The organism is Zhongshania borealis, from assembly GCF_039539625.1.
Taxonomy (GTDB): Bacteria; Pseudomonadota; Gammaproteobacteria; order Pseudomonadales; family Spongiibacteraceae; genus Spongiibacter; species Spongiibacter borealis.
Genome location: NZ_BAABDM010000011.1, coordinates 39,731 through 60,218 on the forward strand (window position 1 = coordinate 39,731; position 20,488 = coordinate 60,218).

Here is a 20,488-nt window from a genome sequence, read left to right on the forward strand (position 1 = left end):
TCAATGAAGACAAGAACTTTTGCTTTTGCACTTACTTGCAGCTTACTGCTTGGCTGTGCTTCCGCGCCGCCACCGACATCCGCTTACAATCGCCCTCCAGCGAAGCGGCCTCCGGTGCAAAATATCCCAAGCTACCAACAAAGCGGCGCATTTAACCCCGCAACTGCAAATGCCGGCGAAATAGACCAGTGGCTAATAGATGCCGAAGGGCTCAACAGCGACGACGCGGCCAACCTATTACTTCGAGCCGCTGAAGTCCTACTCCGCGACGGCGAACTCTCGCGAGCCGACGACGTGGTGGGTGAGCTAATAGCCCCAGAACTAACTGCCGAGCAAGCCCTGCGCCTTGCCATCATACGAGCTAGGGTACATCGAGGGCACGCCGAGTTCAGTAGCGCGCTGACAGAGCTGTCTGACCCGCTAATTGAGGCCGCAGTTATTGACGCGCCAATACGCTACCAACTGCAATACAGCCAACTACGCGCATCGCTGTATCAAATTGAAGGCAACCACCTCGCCGCCGCAAGAGAATGGATTTTTATTGACCCACTTCTAAACCCCAGCCAACAAGGCGCAAACCGGGAATCGATTTGGCAATCGCTAATGCAAATCCCAACAAGCACGCTAATTGAGCACATTGGTAGTACCGGAAATCGTGACTACCTCGGCTGGCTAGAACTTGCTTCTGTCGCCAAAGACAATCAGGGTGACATTGAAGCGCAAGTTCGCCAACGTGATAGCTGGGTAAGGCGCTGGCCAAACCACCCTGCACGCTTCGCACTCCCCGGCGGACTCGATAAATTGGACGATCTCATAATCGAGCGACCAGACCAAGTTGCCCTCTTGCTGCCAGTCACTGGCCGCTTAGCCAGCTATGGCAAAGCCATTCGCGATGGTTTTTTTGCAGCTTACTACGAGACCTTAAATCAAGGGGGCCAGGTTCCAAAAGTAAAGCTGTACGACAGCAACAACAGCGACATCAACAGCCTTTACCAGCAAACGATCAACGACGGTAACAAGCTGGTTATTGGCCCCTTAGAAAAAGAACAGGTTAGCGCACTTAGTGCCAGTCACCCCCAAGCCATGTCGCTGCCAACGCTAGCACTCAACCGTATTGAAGGGAGCCAATTTCCCAGTGGCCTATATCAATTTGGCCTAAGCCCAGAAGACGAAGCGGCGCAAATAGCTGACATCGCCCTTGCCAAAGGCTATAAACGTGCGCTCGTGATTACCCCAGAAGGTGCTTGGGGGCAAAAGGTTGCATCGGCCTTCGTCGACCGGTGGCAGCAATTGAACGGCCAAATCGTTGCAAGCCAAACCTTCGATTCAAGCAAAAACAATTATTCAAAACAAATCAAAAATATTTTGAACATCGATAAAAGCCAGCAGCGCCTTCAGCGCTTACAGCAGATTATTGGTTTTCGACCAAATTACGAACCCTATCGTCGCACCGACCTTGATTTTATATTTTTGCTAGCAAGACCAAACGAGGGACGCGCTATCAAACCCCTGCTCGCATATCACTACGCGGGTGATATTCCGGTCTACGCCACATCACATATTTATCGAGGCTCAAAAGCACCAACCAAGGACCAGGATATCAACGGCGTGCGCTTTATTGATATTCCCTGGATCTTTAATGAAGACCTCGAAATTCGCCAAGCGATCAACAAGGGCATTCCCTCTAGCCCCGGCTACCAGCGCATGTACGCTCTCGGCGTCGACAGCTTTCGCCTACACTTGCGCTTAAAGCAGTTGCGCAATGGCGACAACAACCAAGTATTTGGCGAAACAGGGGCACTCAGCTTAAATATGCTGGGGCAAATAGAACGGGAGCTTTCCTTAGCGGAAATCCAAAACGGTATTGCTGTGGTTAACCCGATAACACCATCGGAAATAGAACAACCCTAATGTGGCCAAAGCGTCGACCAGCTGATATCGGCGATAACGCAGAACAGGCGGCGTGCCGGTATTTACAGAAGCAGCGATTAAATATCATAACAAGGAATTATCGCTGCCGCTTTGGAGAAATCGACATTATCGCGCGCAGCGCCGATCACTTGGTTTTTGTCGAAGTTCGCTACCGTAACAACAAACGCTACGGCAGTGGCGCAGAAACAGTGACCACCGCCAAGCAACGACGCATTATACTCACCGCCCGCCATTACCTCAGCTATGAGGCAGGCAGCCATCATTGCGCTGAACTTCCATGCCGATTTGATGTCATTGAAGCAAGCCCTGCCGACAACGGGGAGCTACTTTTAAACTGGCTTCCGAACGCATTCCAGGAGTGAGAGATCAAAATACCGTGGATACTACCGAACAAGTACTAGACTTATTTCACCGGCACATCGAAAGTTGTATGTACACAATGGAGTCCGTGAGTGAGCTCATCGCCCAAGCAAGTGAATGCATCGTTGAAAGCATGCTTCATGAACATAAAATTATTTGCTGTGGCGAAGGCACCAGTGGCTTGATTGCCCATCATTTGGCGACCAACCTGCTTACTAGCTTCCAGCATGAGCGTCCGGCACTCCCCGCCATGGTACTCAGCGCTGATGCCGCCACAGCGATCGCCGCTGACTCAAGCTACAATGATATTTACGCTAATCAAATCCGCGCACTTGGCCAAGCCGGTGACTGCCTTGTACTCTGTTACCACGGCAACGGCTCAACCGCGACCTTGCGTGCTATTCAGGCTGCACATGAACGCAATATGCGCGTTATCTCGCTATGCAACCTGAGCGGCGGCGACGCCAGCTCCCTGCTCGCACCTGAAGATGTTGAACTCGCGTTTCCCGTTGAAGATCGCGCACGCGTCACCGAAATGCAATTAATCGCCGTACACAGCATCTGTGAACTCATTGACAGCCAACTATTTGGAAATCCACACGCATGACCAATCTTAAACACCTTGCCCTCCCCTTAATAATGGTCGGCTTGCTCAGCGGCTGTACGCAAATTCTTACCGCGACCACCGACAAACCCATTCAAGAAGATCCCGGTAGCCGCAGCTTAGGAAGTTATTTAGACGATGAAATTATAGAGACTAAAGCCCTCGTCAATATTCGGAAAACTGACCCGGCACTACAGAGTGCTCGAGTGTCGGTCACCAGCCACAACGGCATTGTCTTATTGACCGGCAATGTTCCCAATAGTGGCCTGAGCCAACTGGCAGCTGAAGTAGCAAATGAAGTTAAGAAAGTCCGCAAAGTTCACAATGAGCTGGCAATCGGGCAGGACGTTAGCATGCTAGCGCGCAGCAATGATGCATGGATAAGCACAAAGGTAAAAAGCCGACTGTCCCTAGATGACAAACTAGATGCTTCGAAAATCAAAGTCGTGACTGAAAACGGCATCGTTTATTTAATGGGGCTGGTTTCTAAAGCAGAATCTGACACCGCAACTAATATCGTTAGCACGACGACCGGAGTTCAAAAAGTTGTACGAGTATTTGAATACTATTGAAGCTGAATGCAAACAAAAAGGGGCGTGATTTACATCACGCCCCTTTTTTATTTCACTACTTTCAAGCTAGGTTTACCCTTTCCTGATGGCAGCTTGCTGAGACTTGCACTCGGTCTAGGTCCCGGCGGTTTTGGCGGCACATCTGGCTCTTCAGTGTCGAACAGCATTCCCTGACCATTTTCTTTGGCGTACACACCAAGTACCGCGGATACCGGGGCACTTACCTCTTGCGGTACACCACCAAACCGCCCACTAAACGTTAGAAAATCGTTACCAACATGCAGACCAACCACCGCTGATGGCGAAATATTAAGTACAATCTGACCATCCTGCACGTACTGCTGGGGCACAAACACCCCCTCATGCATCGCATTCACGAGGATATAAGGGGTGCATCCATTGTCGACCACCCATTCGTAAATTGCCCTAATCATATAGGGCCGACTCGATGTCATTGCCATAATATCCAGCCAGCGGCTTAGGCTACTGACGCCTCGCTACGGTTTTCACGTTCTTTTTCAGTCAAACTTTCTTGGAAAGAAGGTCTCTCAAACAAACGCGTCATGTAATCAAACAAAGGCTTAGATTGACGTGTTTGCGGAATAACTACACCCAGCTGAGGTAAGCGCCACAGAATTGGTGCAAGACAGCAATCAACCAATGTGAATTCGTCACTCATGAAAAACGGCTTTTCTGCAAAGATAGGCGCTACAGTTAGCAGGCTATCACGCAATTCTTTACGCGCTTTCTCTGCGTTCTTTTGATTGCCACCCACAAGAAGCTCATCAACCAAACGACACCAATCGCGCTCGATACGATATATATACTGACGGCTTTCACCGCGAGCAACTGGATATACCGGCAATAGCGGCGGATGCGGGAAGCGCTCGTCGAGGTATTCCATCATCACTTTCGATTCGTACAATGCTAAGTCGCGATCAACCAAAGTAGGCAGCGAGTTATACGGGTTCAGCTCTGCGACCTCTTCCGGCAGAGTGCCCGGTTTCACATCAACGATATCAACAGTTACGCCTTTTTCGGCCAATACAATTCTCACCCGATGGCAGTAATGACTTGCTGCGTCGGAGAAGAATGTCATGGTAGAACGCTTGGCAACAACGCCCATTGATCTCACCTCAAATTATCAAACTAAAAACAACAAACGGGCAATTCTAAATAGAACCGCCCGCTGACTCTTTCCTGCTCACCCGGATACCCGCGCAAGCCAAAGGGGTTTTAATGCACGTCTTTCCAATATTCACGATTCAGTAAGAAGGCGAACACAAAAAACACAGCAATGAATAGCAGTACATATACGCCGATTCGCTTACTTTTTTCAGCAGATGGCTCACCAACGTACTCCAAAAAGTTAACCAAGTCATATACGACTTTATCATACTCGGCAGGGCTTAGTGCGCCCTTGCTGGCATAGCTGAATGAGCCACAGGGATTCAACGCCTTGCCATCATCACCAAATAATATATTTTCGCCCGTTAGCGGATCACGTAATACGCCACCATTGTGAGCGTGAACTGGACCGGGAGCGCACTCAGGCATACCCTGCAACTCAGCCATGACATGAGGCATACCCACGTCTTTGAAGACCTTATTGTTCACGCCATACGGACGCGAGGGATCCGCATAAAATGTACGCAAATAAGTGTATAACCACTCCGGGCTGCGCGCACGCGCAACCAGGGTTAAATTAGGCGGCGCGGCGCCAAACCACTTTTTTGCATCATCAGCTGCCATCGAGTTATGCATTAGCGAACCAATTTTTGACTCACTATCAAACTTCAAATTCTCTTCAAACAACTCAAGGGGAATACCAAGGTCTTCGGCGGTACGCTGGTAACGCGCATAGCTAAGCGAATGGCAGCCCATGCAGTAGTTCATATAAGTAGCGGCGCCACTCTGCAGCGACGGGAGATCGCTAACATCAGTCTCTATTTCATCGCAGGCCATCGTGCCGCAATCAAAAGCTGATTCCGAGCCAGCAGCCTTGAGCGGCAACACGGTTAACAGAATCACAACTAAGAGCACCAACATGCTTTTCCAGAAACCCATACCACCATCTGTGGTACGTGTCGGCTCCGGCTTGGTCGCTTCCCACTTAGTCCAGAATGGCATCAGTAGGAAGAAAGCAAAATAGAGCACCGAACAGATTCGAGCTAACAAAGTCCGGGCTTCAGTAGGCGCTTTCACGCCCAACACACCAAGGATCAAGAAAGAGGCCACAAAAATAAGAATAGCGGCTTTACTGAAGTTACCTTTATAGCGAATCGACTTCACCTTGCTGCGGTCCAACCACGGCAAGAGGAATAAGATCGCGACGGAGGCACCAAATGCCATGAAACCCATCAGTTTATCCGGCACTGCACGCAGTACTGAATAAAACGGCGTGAAATACCACACAGGCGCGATGTGCTCAGGGGTTTTTAGGCCATTGGCAATTTCAAAGTTAGCATGCTCAAGGAAGTAGCCGCCCATCTCCGGCATAAAGAATACAATGCCGCAGAATACAAACAGGAAGACTGCTATCGCCGTTAAATCATGAACGGTGTAGTAAGGGTGGAACGCCACGCCGTCTAAAGGTATGCCGTTGGCATCCTTATTTTTCTTGATTTCAACGCCATCTGGATTGTTTGAACCAACTTCGTGCAAAGCCAGGAGGTGCAATACCACCAAAGCAATTAAAATAATTGGTAGAGCGACCACGTGCAGCGCAAAAAAGCGGTTCAAGGTCACACCTGAAATCAGGAAGTCGCCACGCACCCACTGCACAATGTCTTCACCTACAACAGGAATCGCACCAAACAGTGAGATGATTACCTGAGCGCCCCAGTAAGACATCTGCCCCCATGGCAACACATAGCCAACAAAGGCTTCAGCCATAAGTGCAAGGAAGATGAACATACCAAAAACCCAGATCAGTTCACGGGGTTTTTGGTATGAGCCATATAACAGGCCGCGGAACATATGCAGATAAACCACAACAAAGAACGCGGAAGCACCGGTTGAGTGCATATAGCGGATGATCCAACCGAAGTCGACATCTCGCATGATGTATTCAACAGAGTTAAACGCTTCTTCTGAGCTTGGGGTAAAGCTCATCGTCAACCACACACCGGTCAGCAGCTGATTAACCAGTACGACTAGCGATAGTACGCCGAAGAAATACCAGAAGTTAAAGTTTTTCGGTGCATAGTATTTACCCATATGGGTATCCCATGCACGCATGATTGGCAGGCGGGCATCAACCCAGTCGCGCAAACCCACTAACATTTTGACCATTACGCAGCCCCCTGATCAATACCGATAACTAGCACATTGTCACCCTCGTAGGAATACGGAGGAACAATAAGGTTTGTAGACGCAGGCGATCCCTGATAAACGCGCCCCGCAAGGTCGAAACGCGAACCATGACATGGACAAAAGAAGCCGCCCAACCAAGCATCGCCGCCAAGATCCGGAACACCCACTTCGGGATGATGCTTTGGCGCACAACCTAAATGCGTACACAGGCCGACCAAAACCAAAAATTCCGGACGAATCGAGCGAGTAATGGTTCCAACGTAGGCAGGCTGATCAGAACTAGTAGATTCTGGATCTTTTAGATATTGGTCAAGCTCTTTGAGGCCAGCAAGCTGCTCTTCGGTGCGACGCACCACATAAACAGGCTTACCACGCCACTCAACTACAACCATCTGACCAGGCTCAAGCTTGCCGATATCAGCCTTTACTGGCGCGCCAGCGGCTTTCGCTTTTGCACTTGGATTCCACGAACCCACAAATGGCGTTGCTATACCAACGGCCCCGGCGGCACCAACAACTGATGTTGCGGCCGTCAGGAAACGTCGACGCCCTGTATTTACGCCGTCATTACTCATGACGATTCCCCCATAACATACGAAAAGTCAGGCTGACCCCGCCCAAAGGCAGAGCCCACTCCAAAATTCCAAATGGGCCAAATACTAATGAACTTGACCCACTCTGACAACAACAATGCCCAGCAATGATGCGTAATCGTATCTTTGCTCAGGCAAAAAAAACGCCCACATTGTAGCTCGTGGGCGTTTTCCGAAAGCCGCAATGGGCAGTCTCCACAGGCCAAAGGCCGTCGCGGTTAACGCTTGGAGAATTGTGGCTTCTTACGTGCTTTACGTAGACCGACTTTCTTACGCTCAACTTCGCGAGAATCTCGGGTAACGAAACCAGCTTTACGCAAACTACTGCGCAAGCCTTCGTCATATTCCATTAGGGCACGAGTAATGCCGTGGCGAATTGCACCGGCTTGGCCGAAACTGCCACCACCTGCAACGGTCACCAAAATATCAAACTTTTCAGACATTTCGACCAGCTCTAAAGGCTGACGAACGATCATGCGTGCTACTTCACGACCAAAATATTGGTCAAGAGTGCGATCGTTAACTGAAATAGCACCAGTTCCTGCTTTCAGGAATACACGTGCTGACGAGGTTTTACGGCGACCTGTACCGTAATACTGGGTGGCTGACATATTACGCTTCCGTTAGATATTCAGTTCAACTGGCTGCTGAGCGGCATGTGGATGCTCAGTACCAGCGTAGACTTTCAATTTTTTAAACATAGCACGACCCAGCGGGTTTTTGGGCAACATACCCTTTACCGCTCCCTGGATCACACGCTCTGGGGCTTTATCAATCAACTTCTCGAAGCTCATAGACTTCAGGCCACCTGGATAACCAGTGTGGTGGTGATAGATCTTACCACTTGCTTTATTGCCGGTAACGCGGATTTTTTCCGCATTAACAACAACGATATAATCGCCAGTATCAACATGAGGCGTGTATTCAGGCTTATGCTTACCGCGCAAACGATGCGCAATTTCACTGGCCAAACGACCCAATGTTTTTTCGGCGGCGTCTACTACGTACCAGTCATGTATTACGTCACTGGGTTTTGCGCTTAAGGTTTTCATGTGTCTCGCCTATAGGGCCCGTACCGAACAAAGAGCGCGAATACTACATAAGCGCCAAAGGTTTTTCAAGCGGAATGTTTGCTTTTCTGGATCAATAGCGGCAAACACCGCTATGGACGGTGCTCTTGCCCGAGGTAGTCCTCAGACTGCATTTCCAGAAGCCGACTCTGAGTCCGCTCAAACTCAAAATCCAACCGGCCGCCAGTATACAGATTCTCTAGCGATACTGCAGCCGAGATTACCAATTTAACATTACGATCGTAAAACTCATCAATTAGATTAATGAATCTGCGCGTTTGGTCATCACGTGCCACGCCCATTTCCGGCACATTACTGATCACCACCGCATGAAACACCCTGGCCAATTCAATATAGTCGTACTGACTACGGGGACCATCGCATAACTCAACAAAATCAAACCAGGCCACATCATCAGCTACATAGCGAGCATTTATCTGACGCCCCTCAACATCTAAAGCCTGATCGGCCAGTGCGGCCTCCGGCGCCAAACGCTGAAAGCTTCGCATCAAACTTTGGTCCGCAGCGTCACCAAGGGGATAATAATACAATTCCGCCTGTTCTAAGGCTCGCAACCGATAATCGACCCCACCATCAACATTCACAATTTCTGTGCGCTGGTTAATTAGGGCAATAGCAGGCAAAAAGCGAGCGCGCTGCAATCCATCTTTATACAAGCCATCCGGCACAATATTCGACGTTGCCACCAGCACGACGCCACGCTCGAACAAGCGCTCAAACAAACCAGCCAAAATCATCGCATCGGTAATGTCGGTAACAAAAAACTCATCAAAACAAATAACCCTGGCCTCGTCCGCAATACGATCAGCAACAATGACAAGAGGGTTTTTTTCACCAGAAAGGGATTTCAATTCTTTGTGAACTCGCTGCATAAAGCGATGAAAATGCGCTCGCAGCTTTTTATCAAAAGGCAGCGTGTCGTAGAAAGTGTCCATCAAATAGGTTTTGCCGCGCCCGACGCCACCCCAGAAGTACAGACCTTTTATGTTACTTACCGGTGCTGGCCGGCGCGTCAACTTTGCACTAATCCCTGCCCACAAGCCCAACGCACTCGGCGACGGCTGCGCGACCAGTTCATCGTACAAACGCTGTAAGCACGTTACGGCATGTTCCTGAGCCGGATCGTAGGAAAAATCAGTTTGCTCAAGATCTCGGCGATATCGCTGTAATGGGGTAGCCATAATGAGGCCCTCGTTCAAGACGGCGCAACTTTACCCACCTGACCGCGAATAGGCAATTTTTTATCGTGGGGGTACTGAACCCCGAGGCGCGAGCAGTTATACTGCATCATTCTAGAGTGACAAACACGTCGACTCATCGGAGGAGTTTCTGTGGAAGACCTAAGCACCCTGTTCGCCGTTGCTATGATTAGCCTATTAATAGGCGCCGCCATCGGCTACTTTATTCTTGGCCGGCTAAAGCCAGAACAACAGAATCGCGCCGTATTAGAAAAACAATTCAGTGAAATGCAGCAACAACAGCAGGAGTACCAGCAGGAGGTCAGCACCCACTTTGACCGCACTGGCGAGCTACTAAATGAACTTGCCGAAAGCTATCGTAGCGTTCACAACCATATTGTGGAAGGCGCACAAAACTTGCACGCCTCTGGCATCAGCCCCTTGCAAGCACTTCCAGAAGGCCGCCCTGTACTCGAAAGCAAATCCAACAAAGTTGTGCCATCAGCACCACCGCTAGATTACGCTCCCCGCCAGCCTGGAAAAAAAGGCGCACTACACGAAGAATTCGGAATGGATTCTGAGAAAAAAACTAAAGAACAAATTGATCCACCGATAGCACCACACCTCTAAACCAGCCAACGCCCCATGCGCAAGCTCAGGCTATGCCTGGGGCTTGCAACAAACCGCTTATGCCGGATTATCGATATCGATAAATTGGTGACTCAAATCGAATTGCGTCGCGAGGGCAGCAGCCAATGCCTGCACTCCGTAGCGCTCGGTTGCGTGGTGACCAGCCGCAATATAATGAAGACCAAGTTCACGCGCAGCCAAAATCGTCGGCTCGGACACCTCGCCACTCAAAAACGCATCAACTCCCAACGCCGCCGCTTTTTCAATATACGATTGCGCCGCGCCAGTACACCACGCAATTCGCTGAATTGGGCGGTCATGCCCCAATTCCAACAGAGGGCAGCGCCCTAATACCTTGGCAATATGGTCGGCAAAAACCCGTGCCGGCTGCGGTGCCGCCAAGATGCCGACATTACCCACCGAGCGAGGATTATTAGGCTCTAAGCCACCTTGCACCGTTATACCCAACTGCTTAGCCAGCTGAACATTATTCCCAAGCTCTGGATGTGCGTCTAAAGGCAGGTGATAGGCAATTAAACTAATATCATGCTTCAGCAACAACCCAAGGCGCTGACGCTTCATTCCAACCACGCAAGGGTCTTCACCACGCCAAAAATAACCGTGGTGCACAACAATGGCATCGGCCCCAACATCAACAGCCGCCTCAATTAATGCCTGCGATGCTGTCACGCCGGACACAATCGTACGCACCTCGCTACGACCCGCGACCTGCAAACCATTTGGGCAATAATCATTAAAATTGTGCGGCTCCAACAGGCTATCTGCCGCAGTGACCAAAGCGGACAATGAAACACTCATACTAGCTCCCAGAAATTCGAAAACGGCGCAAATCGTGCTAGGCTAGCACGCCTGCACACCAGCCACGCCAAAAACGGCCAATTAGCGCATTTGCGAGGATCAGCTTTTGAAAATGCCCAACCCCAAAACCCTGATCTGGCCAACGCTCTGCGGGGTATTATTGGGGCTTTGCATACTCGCCTACCTACCCGGGCAACGGGACCACGACTATGTATACGCGGTAGAAAATGCGGCACCCGCAGTCGCTAACATTTACACCACCAAGGTTGTGCAGCAACGCCACCCCTTAGCAAATGACCCGCTATTCAAACATTTTTTCAGCCGCAACGGCAAAGCCAAACAGCAACTTGAGCGCAGCTTAGGGTCTGGCGTTATTGTCAGCGATGCTGGTTATTTACTAACGAATTACCATGTCATTAATGGCGCCGACGAAATATTAGTCTTACTCCACGATGGCCGGCAAGCGTTGGCCAGCGTGATCGGCAGCGACGCTGACACTGACCTTGCCGTGCTTAAAATCGACCTAGACAATCTGACCAGCATAACCATAGGCGATCCCAGCAAAATTCGAGTCGGCAATATCGTACTTGCCATCGGCAATCCTTATGGTTTTGGCCAGACCGTAACCCAAGGCATCGTCAGTGCAACCGGCCGCTACGGCTTAGGCCTGAGTCAATTTGAAAATTACATTCAAACTGACGCGGCCATCAATCCCGGCAACTCCGGCGGCGCCCTCATTGATACCAAAGGCCGCCTACTTGGTATCAATACCGCGATTTACACCCAAAGCGGCGGCTCCACAGGAATTGGTCTAGCCATCCCCACCGATCTCGCCCTGCGCACCATGAGCGACCTAATAAGCTACGGCCGCCCTCTGCGAGGCTGGCTTGGAATTGAAGTGCAACCCGTGGGCGTTGGTACCAATGGCGTCATTATCACCGCACTCGCGAATAGCGGCCCAGCGGAAAAAGCGGGCTTAAAAGTGGGCGACATTCTTACAGAAATCAACGGCGAACAAGTGGGTGATGGCCACGCCGGCATGAAATTAATCACCTATACCCGGCCGGGGCAGCGAGTACGAATTGGCTTTTTACGGGGAGAAGAAATGTTCACTATTGAAACCCAAGTTGCCGAGCGCCCCAACAGCTAGCCAGAAATACTAAGCAGTAAGAAGGCGTTTTAGCGACTCAAATAACACCGCGCTTTCCGCTGGCCGACCAATAGATATACGTAAATATTGCTCAATACGCGCCTGCTTAAAATGCCGAACTATAATCCCGTCTTCACGCAGCCCCGCAGCTAGTTCAGCCGCATCCCGACTGCGATGGCGACAAAACACAAAATTAGCAAGCGAGGGCAACACTTCGAAGTCCAACTCGGCCAAGCCCCGCACCAACGCCTCGCGTTCGGCAATCACCGCAGCCTGACACTGCTCAAAATAGGGCTGGTCGGCAAAAGATGCCACCGCACCGCGCTGCGCTAGACGATCTAAAGGGTAGGAATTAAAGCTATTCTTAATCCGTTCTAAAGCTTCAATTAAATCTGGATGACCAACAGCAAAACCAACCCGCAAACCCGCTAGCGAGCGCGATTTAGATAGCGTTTGAGTCACCAACAAATTGGGGTAGCGACTCACCAAGCTAATGGCCGATTCACCACCAAAGTCCACATAAGCCTCGTCAATGACCACCACGGTTTCGGTGTTCACCGCCAATAGGCGCTCGATCTCCGCCAATGGCAGAAAACAGCCCGTGGGCGCATTCGGGTTTGGAAAAATGATGCCGCCCTTCATACCGGTGTAGTCATTCACCCTAATCTGAAACGCCGCGTCCAGTGGAATTGCCTCGTAGGGAATATCGTACAATCCGCAATACACTGGGTAAAAGCTGTAGGTAATATCTGGGAACAGCAAGGGTTTGCCATGCTGAAATAGACCGTGAAAAATATGCGCCAACACTTCATCCGAGCCATTACCAACAAATACCTGCGCAATATCAACACCATGATACTCGGCAATTGCGGTTTTTAACTGCTCACTATTAGGATCCGGATAACGACGTAAATCATCATTAAGCCCATCTTGGATTGCCGCCAAAACCGCTGACGAAGGACCATAGGGATTCTCATTGGTATTGAGCTTGGTCAGCTTTTGCAGTTTGGGCTGTTCACCCGGCACATAGGGCACTAAATCCTTAACAAAGGGGCTCCAAAACCGACTCATACCGACTCCTTACCAGGGCGATCTTCCGACAAAAACCGGTACTCTGCGCTTCGCGCGTGGGCAGTTAACGACTCCCCTCTAGCCAGCACTGAAGCCACTTTGGCTAGTTCTGACGCGCCAGCCGCCGAGCAACCAATTATGGAAGACCGCTTTTGGAAGTCATAAACGCCCAACGGCGACGAGAAACGCGCGGTACCGGAGGTCGGCAGTACGTGATTGGGCCCTGCGCAATAATCACCCAAGGCTTCAGGCGTATAGCGCCCCATAAAAATCGCACCTGCGTGACGAATTTTCGGCAAATAATCTTGAGCATTATCGAAAGACAACTCCAAGTGCTCCGGCGCAATACGATTACTTAGCGTGATTGCTTCATCGAGATCTTTCACTAAAACCAGCGCGCCGCGTGCCGATAGAGATTGGCGAATAATCTCAGCCCGCTCCGACTCCGGCAATAGTTTGGCAATACTGGTCGCGACCGCGTCCAAAAACGCAGCATCAGGACTTAATAAAATAGATTGAGCGTCTTCGTCGTGCTCCGCCTGGGAGAACAAATCCATCGCGATCCAATCGGCATCCGTTTTGCCGTCGCAGATCACCAAAATTTCTGAGGGCCCAGCAATCATATCGAGCCCAACACTACCGAACACTTGGCGCTTGGCAGTAGCCACATAGATATTTCCGGGGCCGACAATCTTGTCGACTTTTGGAATTGTCTCAGTACCGTAGGCCAAGGCGCCAACGGCTTGAGCGCCGCCGATAGTGAATACCCGGTCAACCCCAGCAATCGCTGCCGCAGCCAACACCATGTCATTGACAAAACCCTTAGGAGTTGGCGACACCATGATCAATTCATCCACCCCCGCCACCTTGGCAGGAATAGCATTCATTAATACCGATGAAGGGTAAGTTGCCTTGCCGCCCGGCACATATAATCCTACCCGCTCGAGCGGCGTAATTTGCTGACCGAGCACCGTGCCATCCGCCTCAGTATATGACCAAGACTCCTGGCGCTGATGCTGGTGATAACTGCGAATGCGATCGGCGGCTTTCTCAAGCGCATCGCGAACTTCAGCTGGAATAGATTGCAAAGCGGCTTGCATACGCGCTTGCGGAATTTCGAGCTCGCTGGCGGCTGCCGCGTCCACACCATCAAACTGTTTGGTATAGGTAAGCAGCGCCGTATCGCCGTTATTGCGAATCGCCGCTAAGACTTCTGCAACCGTGTTGGAAACAGTCGGATTCGTCGTTGCCTCCCAGTTGAGTAAAGCCGTCAACGCCGCATCAAAACCAGGTTCTGCGGCATCCATGCGCCGAATGATTTCAGCCATCACACAGTCTCCGATGCAGCTTGGCGAGCCTCCACGGCGGCCGTCAATTTGCCAATAATATCTTGAATACTCTGGTGCTTGCGCTTCATTGCAGCCTTGTTAACTACCAGGCGCGAGCTAACATCGGAGATCATATCTCGCGGCTCCATGCCATTGGCGCGCAGGGTATTACCGGTATCGACAATATCGACAATCAAATCTGCCAAATTCATCAATGGCGCCAGCTCCATTGCACCATAGAGCTTGATAAGCTCTACCTGAACACCCCGCTCAGCAAAGTGCCGGCGGGCAACATTCACGAATTTAGTCGCAACGCGAACTCGGCCGTGAGGCAAGGCCTCACCAACACGACCCGCCGTCATTAAGCGGCAGCGAGCAATATTTAAGTCGAGGGGCTCATACATGTCCGCCGCGCCCAACTCCAGCAGCATATCTTTACCCGCCACCCCAATATCTGCCGAACCCAACTTAACGTAGGTCGGCACGTCGGTACCCCGAATCACAATTAGTTGAATATGGGCGTGATTGGTTTCAAAAATCAGCTTGCGACTACTGCTTATATCCTCAAGCGGCACAATACCGGCTTCGGCTAGCAGGGGCAGGGTTTCTTTAAGAATACGCCCTTTGGTGAGGGCGATCGTAACCGGCTGATCCACAAGTAAACTCCAAGAACGGATAAATTCTAGTTAGCAACTCGGCGAATATCGGCGCCAAGCGCGAGGAACTTTTCCTCAATGCATTCATAACCGCGATCGATGTGATAAATTCTATCGACCAAAGTCTCACCGTCGGCAACCAAACCAGCAATAACGAGGCTCGCTGACGCACGTAAATCACTGGCCATTACCGGGGCACCCTTAAGGCGATCAATACCCTTAATCATAGCGGTATTACCTTCAATTGTGATTTTGGCACCCATGCGATTCATTTCATGGGTTTGAATCAAACGATTTTCAAAAATCGTCTCTGTGACGTGGGATACGCCATCAGCCACGGTATTCATCGCCGTAAACTGGGCCTGCATATCAGTTGGAAAGCCAGGATAGGGCATGGTTTTAATATTAACTGCTTTAGGCTGACGCCCCTCCATGTCGAGGGTAATCCAGTCAACGCCACTTTCGATCTTAGCGCCCGCCTCTTCCAATTTAACCAGCACGGCCTCTAAAGTCTCAGGACCAATATCCCGAAGGCGGATAGAACCGCGACTAGCCGCGGCCGCCACTAAATAGGTACCCGCCTCAATGCGGTCAGGCATAACTGAGTATGTACAGCCATGCAAGCGCTCAACACCGTCGATGGTAATTGTCGCAGTACCATGACCTGTAATTTTGGCACCCATAGCGATCAGGCAATTCGCCAAATCGACAATTTCAGGTTCGCGCGCGGCGTTTTCTAGTACGGTGCGACCTTTGGCCAGCGCCGCCGCCATCATCACGTTCTCAGTGCCGCCAACGGTAACCATATCAAATAAGACGTGGGCGCCTTTTAAACCACCCTCCGGTGCCCGCGCAGTGATATAACCTTCGTCGATATCAATAATTGCACCCATCGCCTCAAAGCCGCGCAGATGTTGATCTACTGGCCGACTACCGATGGCGCAGCCGCCAGGAAAAGACACTTTCGCGTGCCCAAAATGCGTTAACAAGGGACCCAACACCAAAATCGATGCACGCATGGTTTTCACCAATTCATAGGGCGCCGTTGTTTCGGTGGTGGTTGAACCATTAATTTCAACGCCGAGTCGCTCATCGACAATCAACTCAGTACCCATACTGCGCAACAGCGCGATCATGGTAGTGACATCGTGCAAATGTGGCAGATTGCGGATTAGTACCGGCTCGCTAGACAACAAGGTAGCGGCAAGAATCGGCAATGCCGCATTTTTGGAACCAGACACGCGAATCTCTCCGGCCAAAGGGCCGCAGCCGCGTATAAGCAACTTATCCATGCAATCTCCTGGAAAGTCCCGTCAGCCTCAGGCTTGAGCTTCCTCGGGGGTAATAGCTTTAATATTAATAGCGTGCAACGAGCCGTCGCGTATCCAATCGTTGACCGCAGCATAGACCAATTGCTGGCGTTTAACTGCGCGTAAACCGGAAAATGCAGCACTCACAACGCGAACGTCAAAATGACTGCCATCGCCACTGACCGCGACCTCACTCCCTGGAAAATGCTCGGAAAGGCGTTGCTCAATAAGATCTGTTTGCATGACAATCCTGCCTGTATTCATCACTAGCGATATCAAGCGCGGAATTGTACGCAATTGCAGTCCACATGGCGAGGCGAATACCGGTAAAGCGTACTCACCCTGCCACCGAGGCAAAGAATAATTATTTTGCTGCCTGTTCTTCCATCACGGATTGGGGAGCAACTGTCCAGTTGGCAATGACTTTATCAATATCACCATTGTATTGCTTAACCGCAGCATCAAACTGATTTTGATAAATCCGCCCTAAATTTAAGCCTTCGATAACCACGTTACGCAGCTTCCATTTGCCATCTGAACCCTGGCGAACGGTGTACATAACTTGATAGGGCTTAGCGCGCTCACCATAAATATCTTGGCGTACACCCACACTGCCCGACAGGTCTACATCGTCTGCAAGCGGCGAAACTTCGATGCGGTTACCATTAAATCCCAACAAGCCCTGCGCATAGGTATTGATCAGCCCATCTTTAAAGCTATTGGTGAAGCGCATTACCCGATCGCGAAACTGAGCACGCTCTGCATCGGTTTTTAAACTCTCGTAATAGCGGCGACTGCCATACTTGCCCATTATGCCCCGAGCAAAGCTCTGGAAATCGACCACGTCATCCATAATCCTGCGTACTTCAGAGGTAAAGCGCTTAGGGTCCTTATCGATATAACTACGCGCCTCTTCAATAACCTTCACCAGCTCTTGTGTCGTGTCGGCCACAACCTCATAAGGCCCCTTTTCTGCTGCATATGCCGGAGCCAGCATGCCAATCGCCATAAATGCGGCAAGAAAAAATCGCTTGTACATATCGTTTCCTCAATAATTTTTAACCGTTTAAACACGGCACATCACTACCAACTGCAAGCTTCGACCTCGAATTATGGGAATGTCTCCCACATCTAAGGACAGCTAATCCTGTTATTTTGTCACATTGGAAATTATCATAGCTAACATTAGCCCAAGCTTAACAGGCAATTTCAATAATCTAGGTAATCCCGAGTGACCAATAGCACATCATATACTAGCTCTGCTCTGCGCGTTATCGGTATGGAAAGAGATGCCGTAGCCGTTCTCGCCGACCGCATTGACGAAAGTTTTAGCAAAGCCTGCGACATCTTACTAGCATGCAAGGGCCGCGTCGTTGTGACCGGAATGGGGAAATCGGGCCATATCGGCAATAAAATTGCCGCCACCCTTGCCAGCACGGGCACACCGGCCTTTTTTGTGCACCCGGGTGAAGCCAGTCATGGTGACTTGGGAATGATCACTGCGGGAGATGTCGTCATTGCACTGTCGAACTCAGGCACGACTGGTGAGCTAATTACTATCTTGCCGCTACTAAAACTGTTGGCAGTGCCAGTAATAGCGCTAACAGGAAATCCCGACTCCGAACTCGCCACCGCCGCAGACGTCCACTTAAATGTCGGCGTGGCGGAGGAAGCATGCCCCCTTAACCTCGCCCCAACATCCAGCACCACCGTTACTTTGGTAATGGGCGACGCACTGGCCATCGCCTTACTCGAAGCGAGAGGCTTTACCGCCAATGATTTCGCACTATCGCATCCAGGAGGCGCATTGGGCCGGAGACTCATATTAAAAATCGACAGCATAATGCATACAGGCGACAGCATCCCCAAAATCACTTTGGGCAGCGCGCTGAGCGGCGCCCTACTGGAAATGAGCAGTAAAACCTTGGGGATGACAACCGTCGTTGACCAAGATGGCGTGCTAGCCGGCATTTTCACCGATGGCGACTTACGCCGCGCCATAGACCGCGGTATCGATATACACCAATGTCCTATCGATGACATTATGACCCGCAATTGTCGTACCATTAAGCCCGGCATGATGGCTGCCGAAGCGCTGCGTATTATGGAAGACAATAAAATCACGGTACTGGTTGCCGTAAACGACAGCGGCCAACCTGTTGGCGTCATACACACCCACGACCTGCTCAAAGCCGGCGTTGCCTAGGGAAATCACCACAAATATGCACAGCGTGATTGAGAAAGCAAAAACCATCAAACTATTGGCGATGGATGTCGACGGCGTGTTGACCAATGGCAGCCTGTACTTTGGCAATAGCGGCGAAGAAATGAAGGCCTTCAGTATTCTTGACGGGCTCGGCATCAAACTATTGCGTGACGCCGGCATAACGCCAGCTATTATCACCGGCCGCTGCTCTGAATTGGTAAAACGCCGCGCCGGTGAGTTAAAAATTGAATTGATCTATCAGGGCCGCGAAGACAAGCTGGTTGCCCTTGAGGAATTGCGAGCCGACCTCGGCCTCGAAATGAAAGACATTGCCTACGTCGGCGACGACCTTCCGGACTTATCGGCCATACGCCAAGCTGGGCTTGGCATTACCGTTGCCAACGGTCATGAATTTGTTGCCCGCCACGCAGACTGGCAAACCCGCGCTGCCGGCGGCAGTGGCGCTATTCGAGAGGTTTGCGAGCTAATTCTGCAAGCGCAGGGCAAGCTCAATAATGCCTTGGAGCAATACCTCTAAAATGAAACAAATAAAATTCACCGTATTTTCTGTGCTATCGGCCATTACAGCAATGGCCGGCACAGTGGTCTACCTCACCCAGTACAGTGAAAGCGGCAAATTAAGCATTGTCGAGCGCTTTGAGGCAATGCCCGACGCCGACTCCCACTTAAGCCAAGTCGACGGCATTAAGTACAGTCGGGACGGTGAAATTGCCTACAAATGGCGCGCAAGCAGCGCTGAACGACTAATTTCCGACGGCTCAATATCATTGCAAGACCCATTTTATATCGGCAATATCGCTGACCAGCGCCCGTGGACTGCCAGCGCCAAGGCAGGAAAGCTCTCTCAAGACGGCGAACAGCTGACCTTACTCGACACCGTGCTTGTCAAAGATTTAATTCGCCAAGCGCAAATCAGTACCGAATTACTGAGAATAAACTTGGATAGCAGCGAAGTGACTACCGACCAGCCATTAACGCTATCGCTACGCAATGGCAAAACGCGTTCCGTTGGCCTTAAAGCCAGTATGAAAAATGAACGCGTTGAACTCCTCGACCAGGTAAAAGGCCACTATGACCCCATATAATGCCGCGCTAATAGCTAGCTTTCTGTTCGCCATCAGCAGCTCAGCGCTAAGCTTACCCGACGATCGTAAGCAGGCTATTAACCTGAGCTCTGACCGGGCTATTTACGAGAACAACCAAGGTGTTTATGTTGGCAACGTCAGCATGAGCCAAGGTTCACTGAAAATTCGCGCCGACAAACTGACCATCATAGAATCGGATCGTAAAGTTGAAAAAGTCGTTGCGGAGGGCAGCCCCGCCTATTTCGAGCAGCAGCCTCGCGCCGAAGAAGGCGTTGTTATCGCCAGCGCCCAGCGGATTGAATACAGCCTAGCGCAAGAAGAAATTCTTCTTGAAAAAAATGCGTCAATTACTCACCAGGGTTCCAAAATTTCTGGTGACCGCGTGGTTTATAGCGGTCGCAAGCAAATGGTGATCGCCGACGGCGGCACCACCGAAAAAGAAAATCGCGTAAAAATGACGCTGCAACCGCAAGCCATCCCCGACAGCGAACAGCCCGAAAGCAACAAAGCGAATGAGGCTAGTGAGCCGACCCCAGACAATGCCCTCAGCGGAGAATTGCGCTAACC

24 protein-coding genes are annotated in these 20,488 nt (G+C 50.8%); 10 read left to right on the top strand and 14 right to left on the bottom strand.

Annotation, left to right across the window (positions count from 1 at the left end; all coding sequences use genetic code 11):
• Positions 1-3 precede the first annotated feature (3 nt).
• From ABD836_RS17605 to ABD836_RS17620, 4 genes are all read left to right on the top strand, one after another.
• On the top strand, positions 4-1,911 hold the full coding sequence (locus ABD836_RS17605) for a penicillin-binding protein activator (protein ID WP_344938523.1): 1,908 nt from the start codon (positions 4-6) through the stop codon (positions 1,909-1,911).
• On the top strand, positions 1,911-2,294 hold the full coding sequence (locus ABD836_RS17610; RefSeq protein WP_344938525.1) for a YraN family protein: 384 nt from the start codon (positions 1,911-1,913) through the stop codon (positions 2,292-2,294). The genes ABD836_RS17605 and ABD836_RS17610 overlap by 1 nt, the downstream gene beginning before the upstream one ends.
• Positions 2,295-2,380: 86 nt before the next feature.
• Positions 2,381-2,899: a D-sedoheptulose-7-phosphate isomerase gene (locus tag ABD836_RS17615; RefSeq protein ID WP_344938527.1), complete on the top strand. Its 519-nt coding sequence runs from the start codon at positions 2,381-2,383 to the stop codon at positions 2,897-2,899.
• Positions 2,896-3,468 (top strand): BON domain-containing protein, encoded by a 573-nt coding sequence (locus ABD836_RS17620; protein ID WP_344938529.1) that lies wholly within the window; start codon positions 2,896-2,898, stop codon positions 3,466-3,468. Before ABD836_RS17615 ends, ABD836_RS17620 begins: the two co-directional genes overlap by 4 nt.
• Before the next feature lie 47 nt (positions 3,469-3,515).
• Here the strand turns inward: ABD836_RS17620 and ABD836_RS17625 are convergent, their stop codons facing one another.
• The 7 genes from ABD836_RS17625 to zapE form a co-directional block, all read right to left on the bottom strand.
• Positions 3,516-3,923, bottom strand: a complete 408-nt coding sequence (locus ABD836_RS17625; RefSeq protein ID WP_344938531.1) for a ClpXP protease specificity-enhancing factor — start codon at positions 3,921-3,923, stop codon at positions 3,516-3,518.
• Between the two features lie 23 nt (positions 3,924-3,946).
• Positions 3,947-4,594, bottom strand: coding sequence for a glutathione S-transferase N-terminal domain-containing protein (locus ABD836_RS17630; RefSeq protein ID WP_344938533.1), 648 nt, complete (start codon positions 4,592-4,594; stop codon positions 3,947-3,949).
• Positions 4,595-4,704: 110 nt separating this feature from the next.
• Positions 4,705-6,762, bottom strand: coding sequence for a ubiquinol-cytochrome c reductase (locus ABD836_RS17635; RefSeq protein WP_344938535.1), 2,058 nt, complete (start codon positions 6,760-6,762; stop codon positions 4,705-4,707).
• Positions 6,762-7,358, bottom strand: coding sequence for a ubiquinol-cytochrome c reductase iron-sulfur subunit (gene petA / locus ABD836_RS17640; protein ID WP_344938537.1), 597 nt, complete (start codon positions 7,356-7,358; stop codon positions 6,762-6,764). Before petA ends, ABD836_RS17635 begins: the two co-directional genes overlap by 1 nt.
• 236 nt (positions 7,359-7,594) lie before the next feature.
• Positions 7,595-7,987, bottom strand: a complete 393-nt coding sequence (rpsI, locus tag ABD836_RS17645) for a 30S ribosomal protein S9 (protein ID WP_344938539.1) — start codon at positions 7,985-7,987, stop codon at positions 7,595-7,597.
• Positions 7,988-7,999: 12 nt separating this feature from the next.
• The gene (gene rplM, locus ABD836_RS17650) at positions 8,000-8,428 is read right to left on the bottom strand and encodes a 50S ribosomal protein L13 (protein ID WP_344938540.1); all 429 of its coding nucleotides are present in this window, start codon (positions 8,426-8,428) and stop codon (positions 8,000-8,002) included.
• A gap of 110 nt (positions 8,429-8,538) precedes the next feature.
• Entirely contained in the window at positions 8,539-9,648 is a 1,110-nt protein-coding gene (zapE, locus tag ABD836_RS17655) for a cell division protein ZapE (protein ID WP_344938542.1), read from the bottom strand.
• A 150-nt stretch (positions 9,649-9,798) separates the two neighbouring features.
• Here zapE and ABD836_RS17660 point away from each other — a divergent pair, with 150 nt between their 5' ends.
• Complete coding sequence (locus ABD836_RS17660) at positions 9,799-10,275, top strand: Z-ring associated ZapG family protein (RefSeq protein ID WP_344938544.1); 477 nt, start codon at positions 9,799-9,801, stop codon at positions 10,273-10,275.
• A gap of 57 nt (positions 10,276-10,332) precedes the next feature.
• Here ABD836_RS17660 and ABD836_RS17665 read toward each other — a convergent pair whose 3' ends face one another.
• A complete protein-coding gene (locus ABD836_RS17665; RefSeq protein WP_344938546.1) occupies positions 10,333-11,094 on the bottom strand; it encodes a Nif3-like dinuclear metal center hexameric protein in 762 nt (253 codons plus the stop codon).
• A gap of 112 nt (positions 11,095-11,206) precedes the next feature.
• Here ABD836_RS17665 and ABD836_RS17670 point away from each other — a divergent pair, with 112 nt between their 5' ends.
• Positions 11,207-12,244 carry a S1C family serine protease gene (locus tag ABD836_RS17670; RefSeq protein WP_344938659.1) on the top strand — a complete coding sequence of 346 codons (1,038 nt, stop codon included), beginning with the start codon at positions 11,207-11,209 and terminating at the stop codon, positions 12,242-12,244.
• A 9-nt stretch (positions 12,245-12,253) separates the two neighbouring features.
• Here the strand turns inward: ABD836_RS17670 and hisC are convergent, their stop codons facing one another.
• The 6 genes from hisC to ABD836_RS17700 all read right to left on the bottom strand — a co-directional run bounded on the left by hisC (position 12,254) and on the right by ABD836_RS17700 (position 17,648).
• On the bottom strand, positions 12,254-13,315 hold the full coding sequence (hisC, locus tag ABD836_RS17675; RefSeq protein ID WP_344938548.1) for a histidinol-phosphate transaminase: 1,062 nt from the start codon (positions 13,313-13,315) through the stop codon (positions 12,254-12,256).
• Positions 13,312-14,643, bottom strand: a complete 1,332-nt coding sequence (gene hisD, locus ABD836_RS17680; protein ID WP_344938550.1) for a histidinol dehydrogenase — start codon at positions 14,641-14,643, stop codon at positions 13,312-13,314. The genes hisC and hisD overlap by 4 nt, the downstream gene beginning before the upstream one ends.
• Positions 14,643-15,299, bottom strand: a complete 657-nt coding sequence (gene hisG, locus ABD836_RS17685) for an ATP phosphoribosyltransferase (protein ID WP_344938553.1) — start codon at positions 15,297-15,299, stop codon at positions 14,643-14,645. Before hisG ends, hisD begins: the two co-directional genes overlap by 1 nt.
• Before the next feature lie 26 nt (positions 15,300-15,325).
• Complete coding sequence (gene murA, locus ABD836_RS17690) at positions 15,326-16,591, bottom strand: UDP-N-acetylglucosamine 1-carboxyvinyltransferase (RefSeq protein WP_344938555.1); 1,266 nt, start codon at positions 16,589-16,591, stop codon at positions 15,326-15,328.
• 27 nt (positions 16,592-16,618) lie between these two features.
• On the bottom strand, positions 16,619-16,852 hold the full coding sequence (locus ABD836_RS17695) for a BolA family protein (RefSeq protein WP_344938558.1): 234 nt from the start codon (positions 16,850-16,852) through the stop codon (positions 16,619-16,621).
• Positions 16,853-16,973: 121 nt separating this feature from the next.
• Complete coding sequence (locus ABD836_RS17700; RefSeq protein WP_344938561.1) at positions 16,974-17,648, bottom strand: MlaC/ttg2D family ABC transporter substrate-binding protein; 675 nt, start codon at positions 17,646-17,648, stop codon at positions 16,974-16,976.
• A 192-nt stretch (positions 17,649-17,840) separates the two neighbouring features.
• On the opposite strand from ABD836_RS17700, the gene ABD836_RS17705 reads away from it, so the two are divergent.
• The 4 genes from ABD836_RS17705 to lptA are packed head-to-tail and all read left to right on the top strand — an operon-like array spanning position 17,841 to position 20,486.
• Positions 17,841-18,815 carry a KpsF/GutQ family sugar-phosphate isomerase gene (locus ABD836_RS17705; RefSeq protein WP_344938563.1) on the top strand — a complete coding sequence of 325 codons (975 nt, stop codon included), beginning with the start codon at positions 17,841-17,843 and terminating at the stop codon, positions 18,813-18,815.
• Between the two features lie 16 nt (positions 18,816-18,831).
• A complete protein-coding gene (locus tag ABD836_RS17710; RefSeq protein ID WP_344938565.1) occupies positions 18,832-19,353 on the top strand; it encodes a KdsC family phosphatase in 522 nt (173 codons plus the stop codon).
• Between the two features lies 1 nt (position 19,354).
• A complete protein-coding gene (gene lptC / locus ABD836_RS17715) occupies positions 19,355-19,921 on the top strand; it encodes an LPS export ABC transporter periplasmic protein LptC (RefSeq protein WP_344938567.1) in 567 nt (188 codons plus the stop codon).
• Entirely contained in the window at positions 19,908-20,486 is a 579-nt protein-coding gene (gene lptA / locus ABD836_RS17720; RefSeq protein WP_344938569.1) for a lipopolysaccharide transport periplasmic protein LptA, read from the top strand. The genes lptC and lptA overlap by 14 nt, the downstream gene beginning before the upstream one ends.
• The last annotated feature ends 2 nt before the right edge of the window (positions 20,487-20,488 follow it).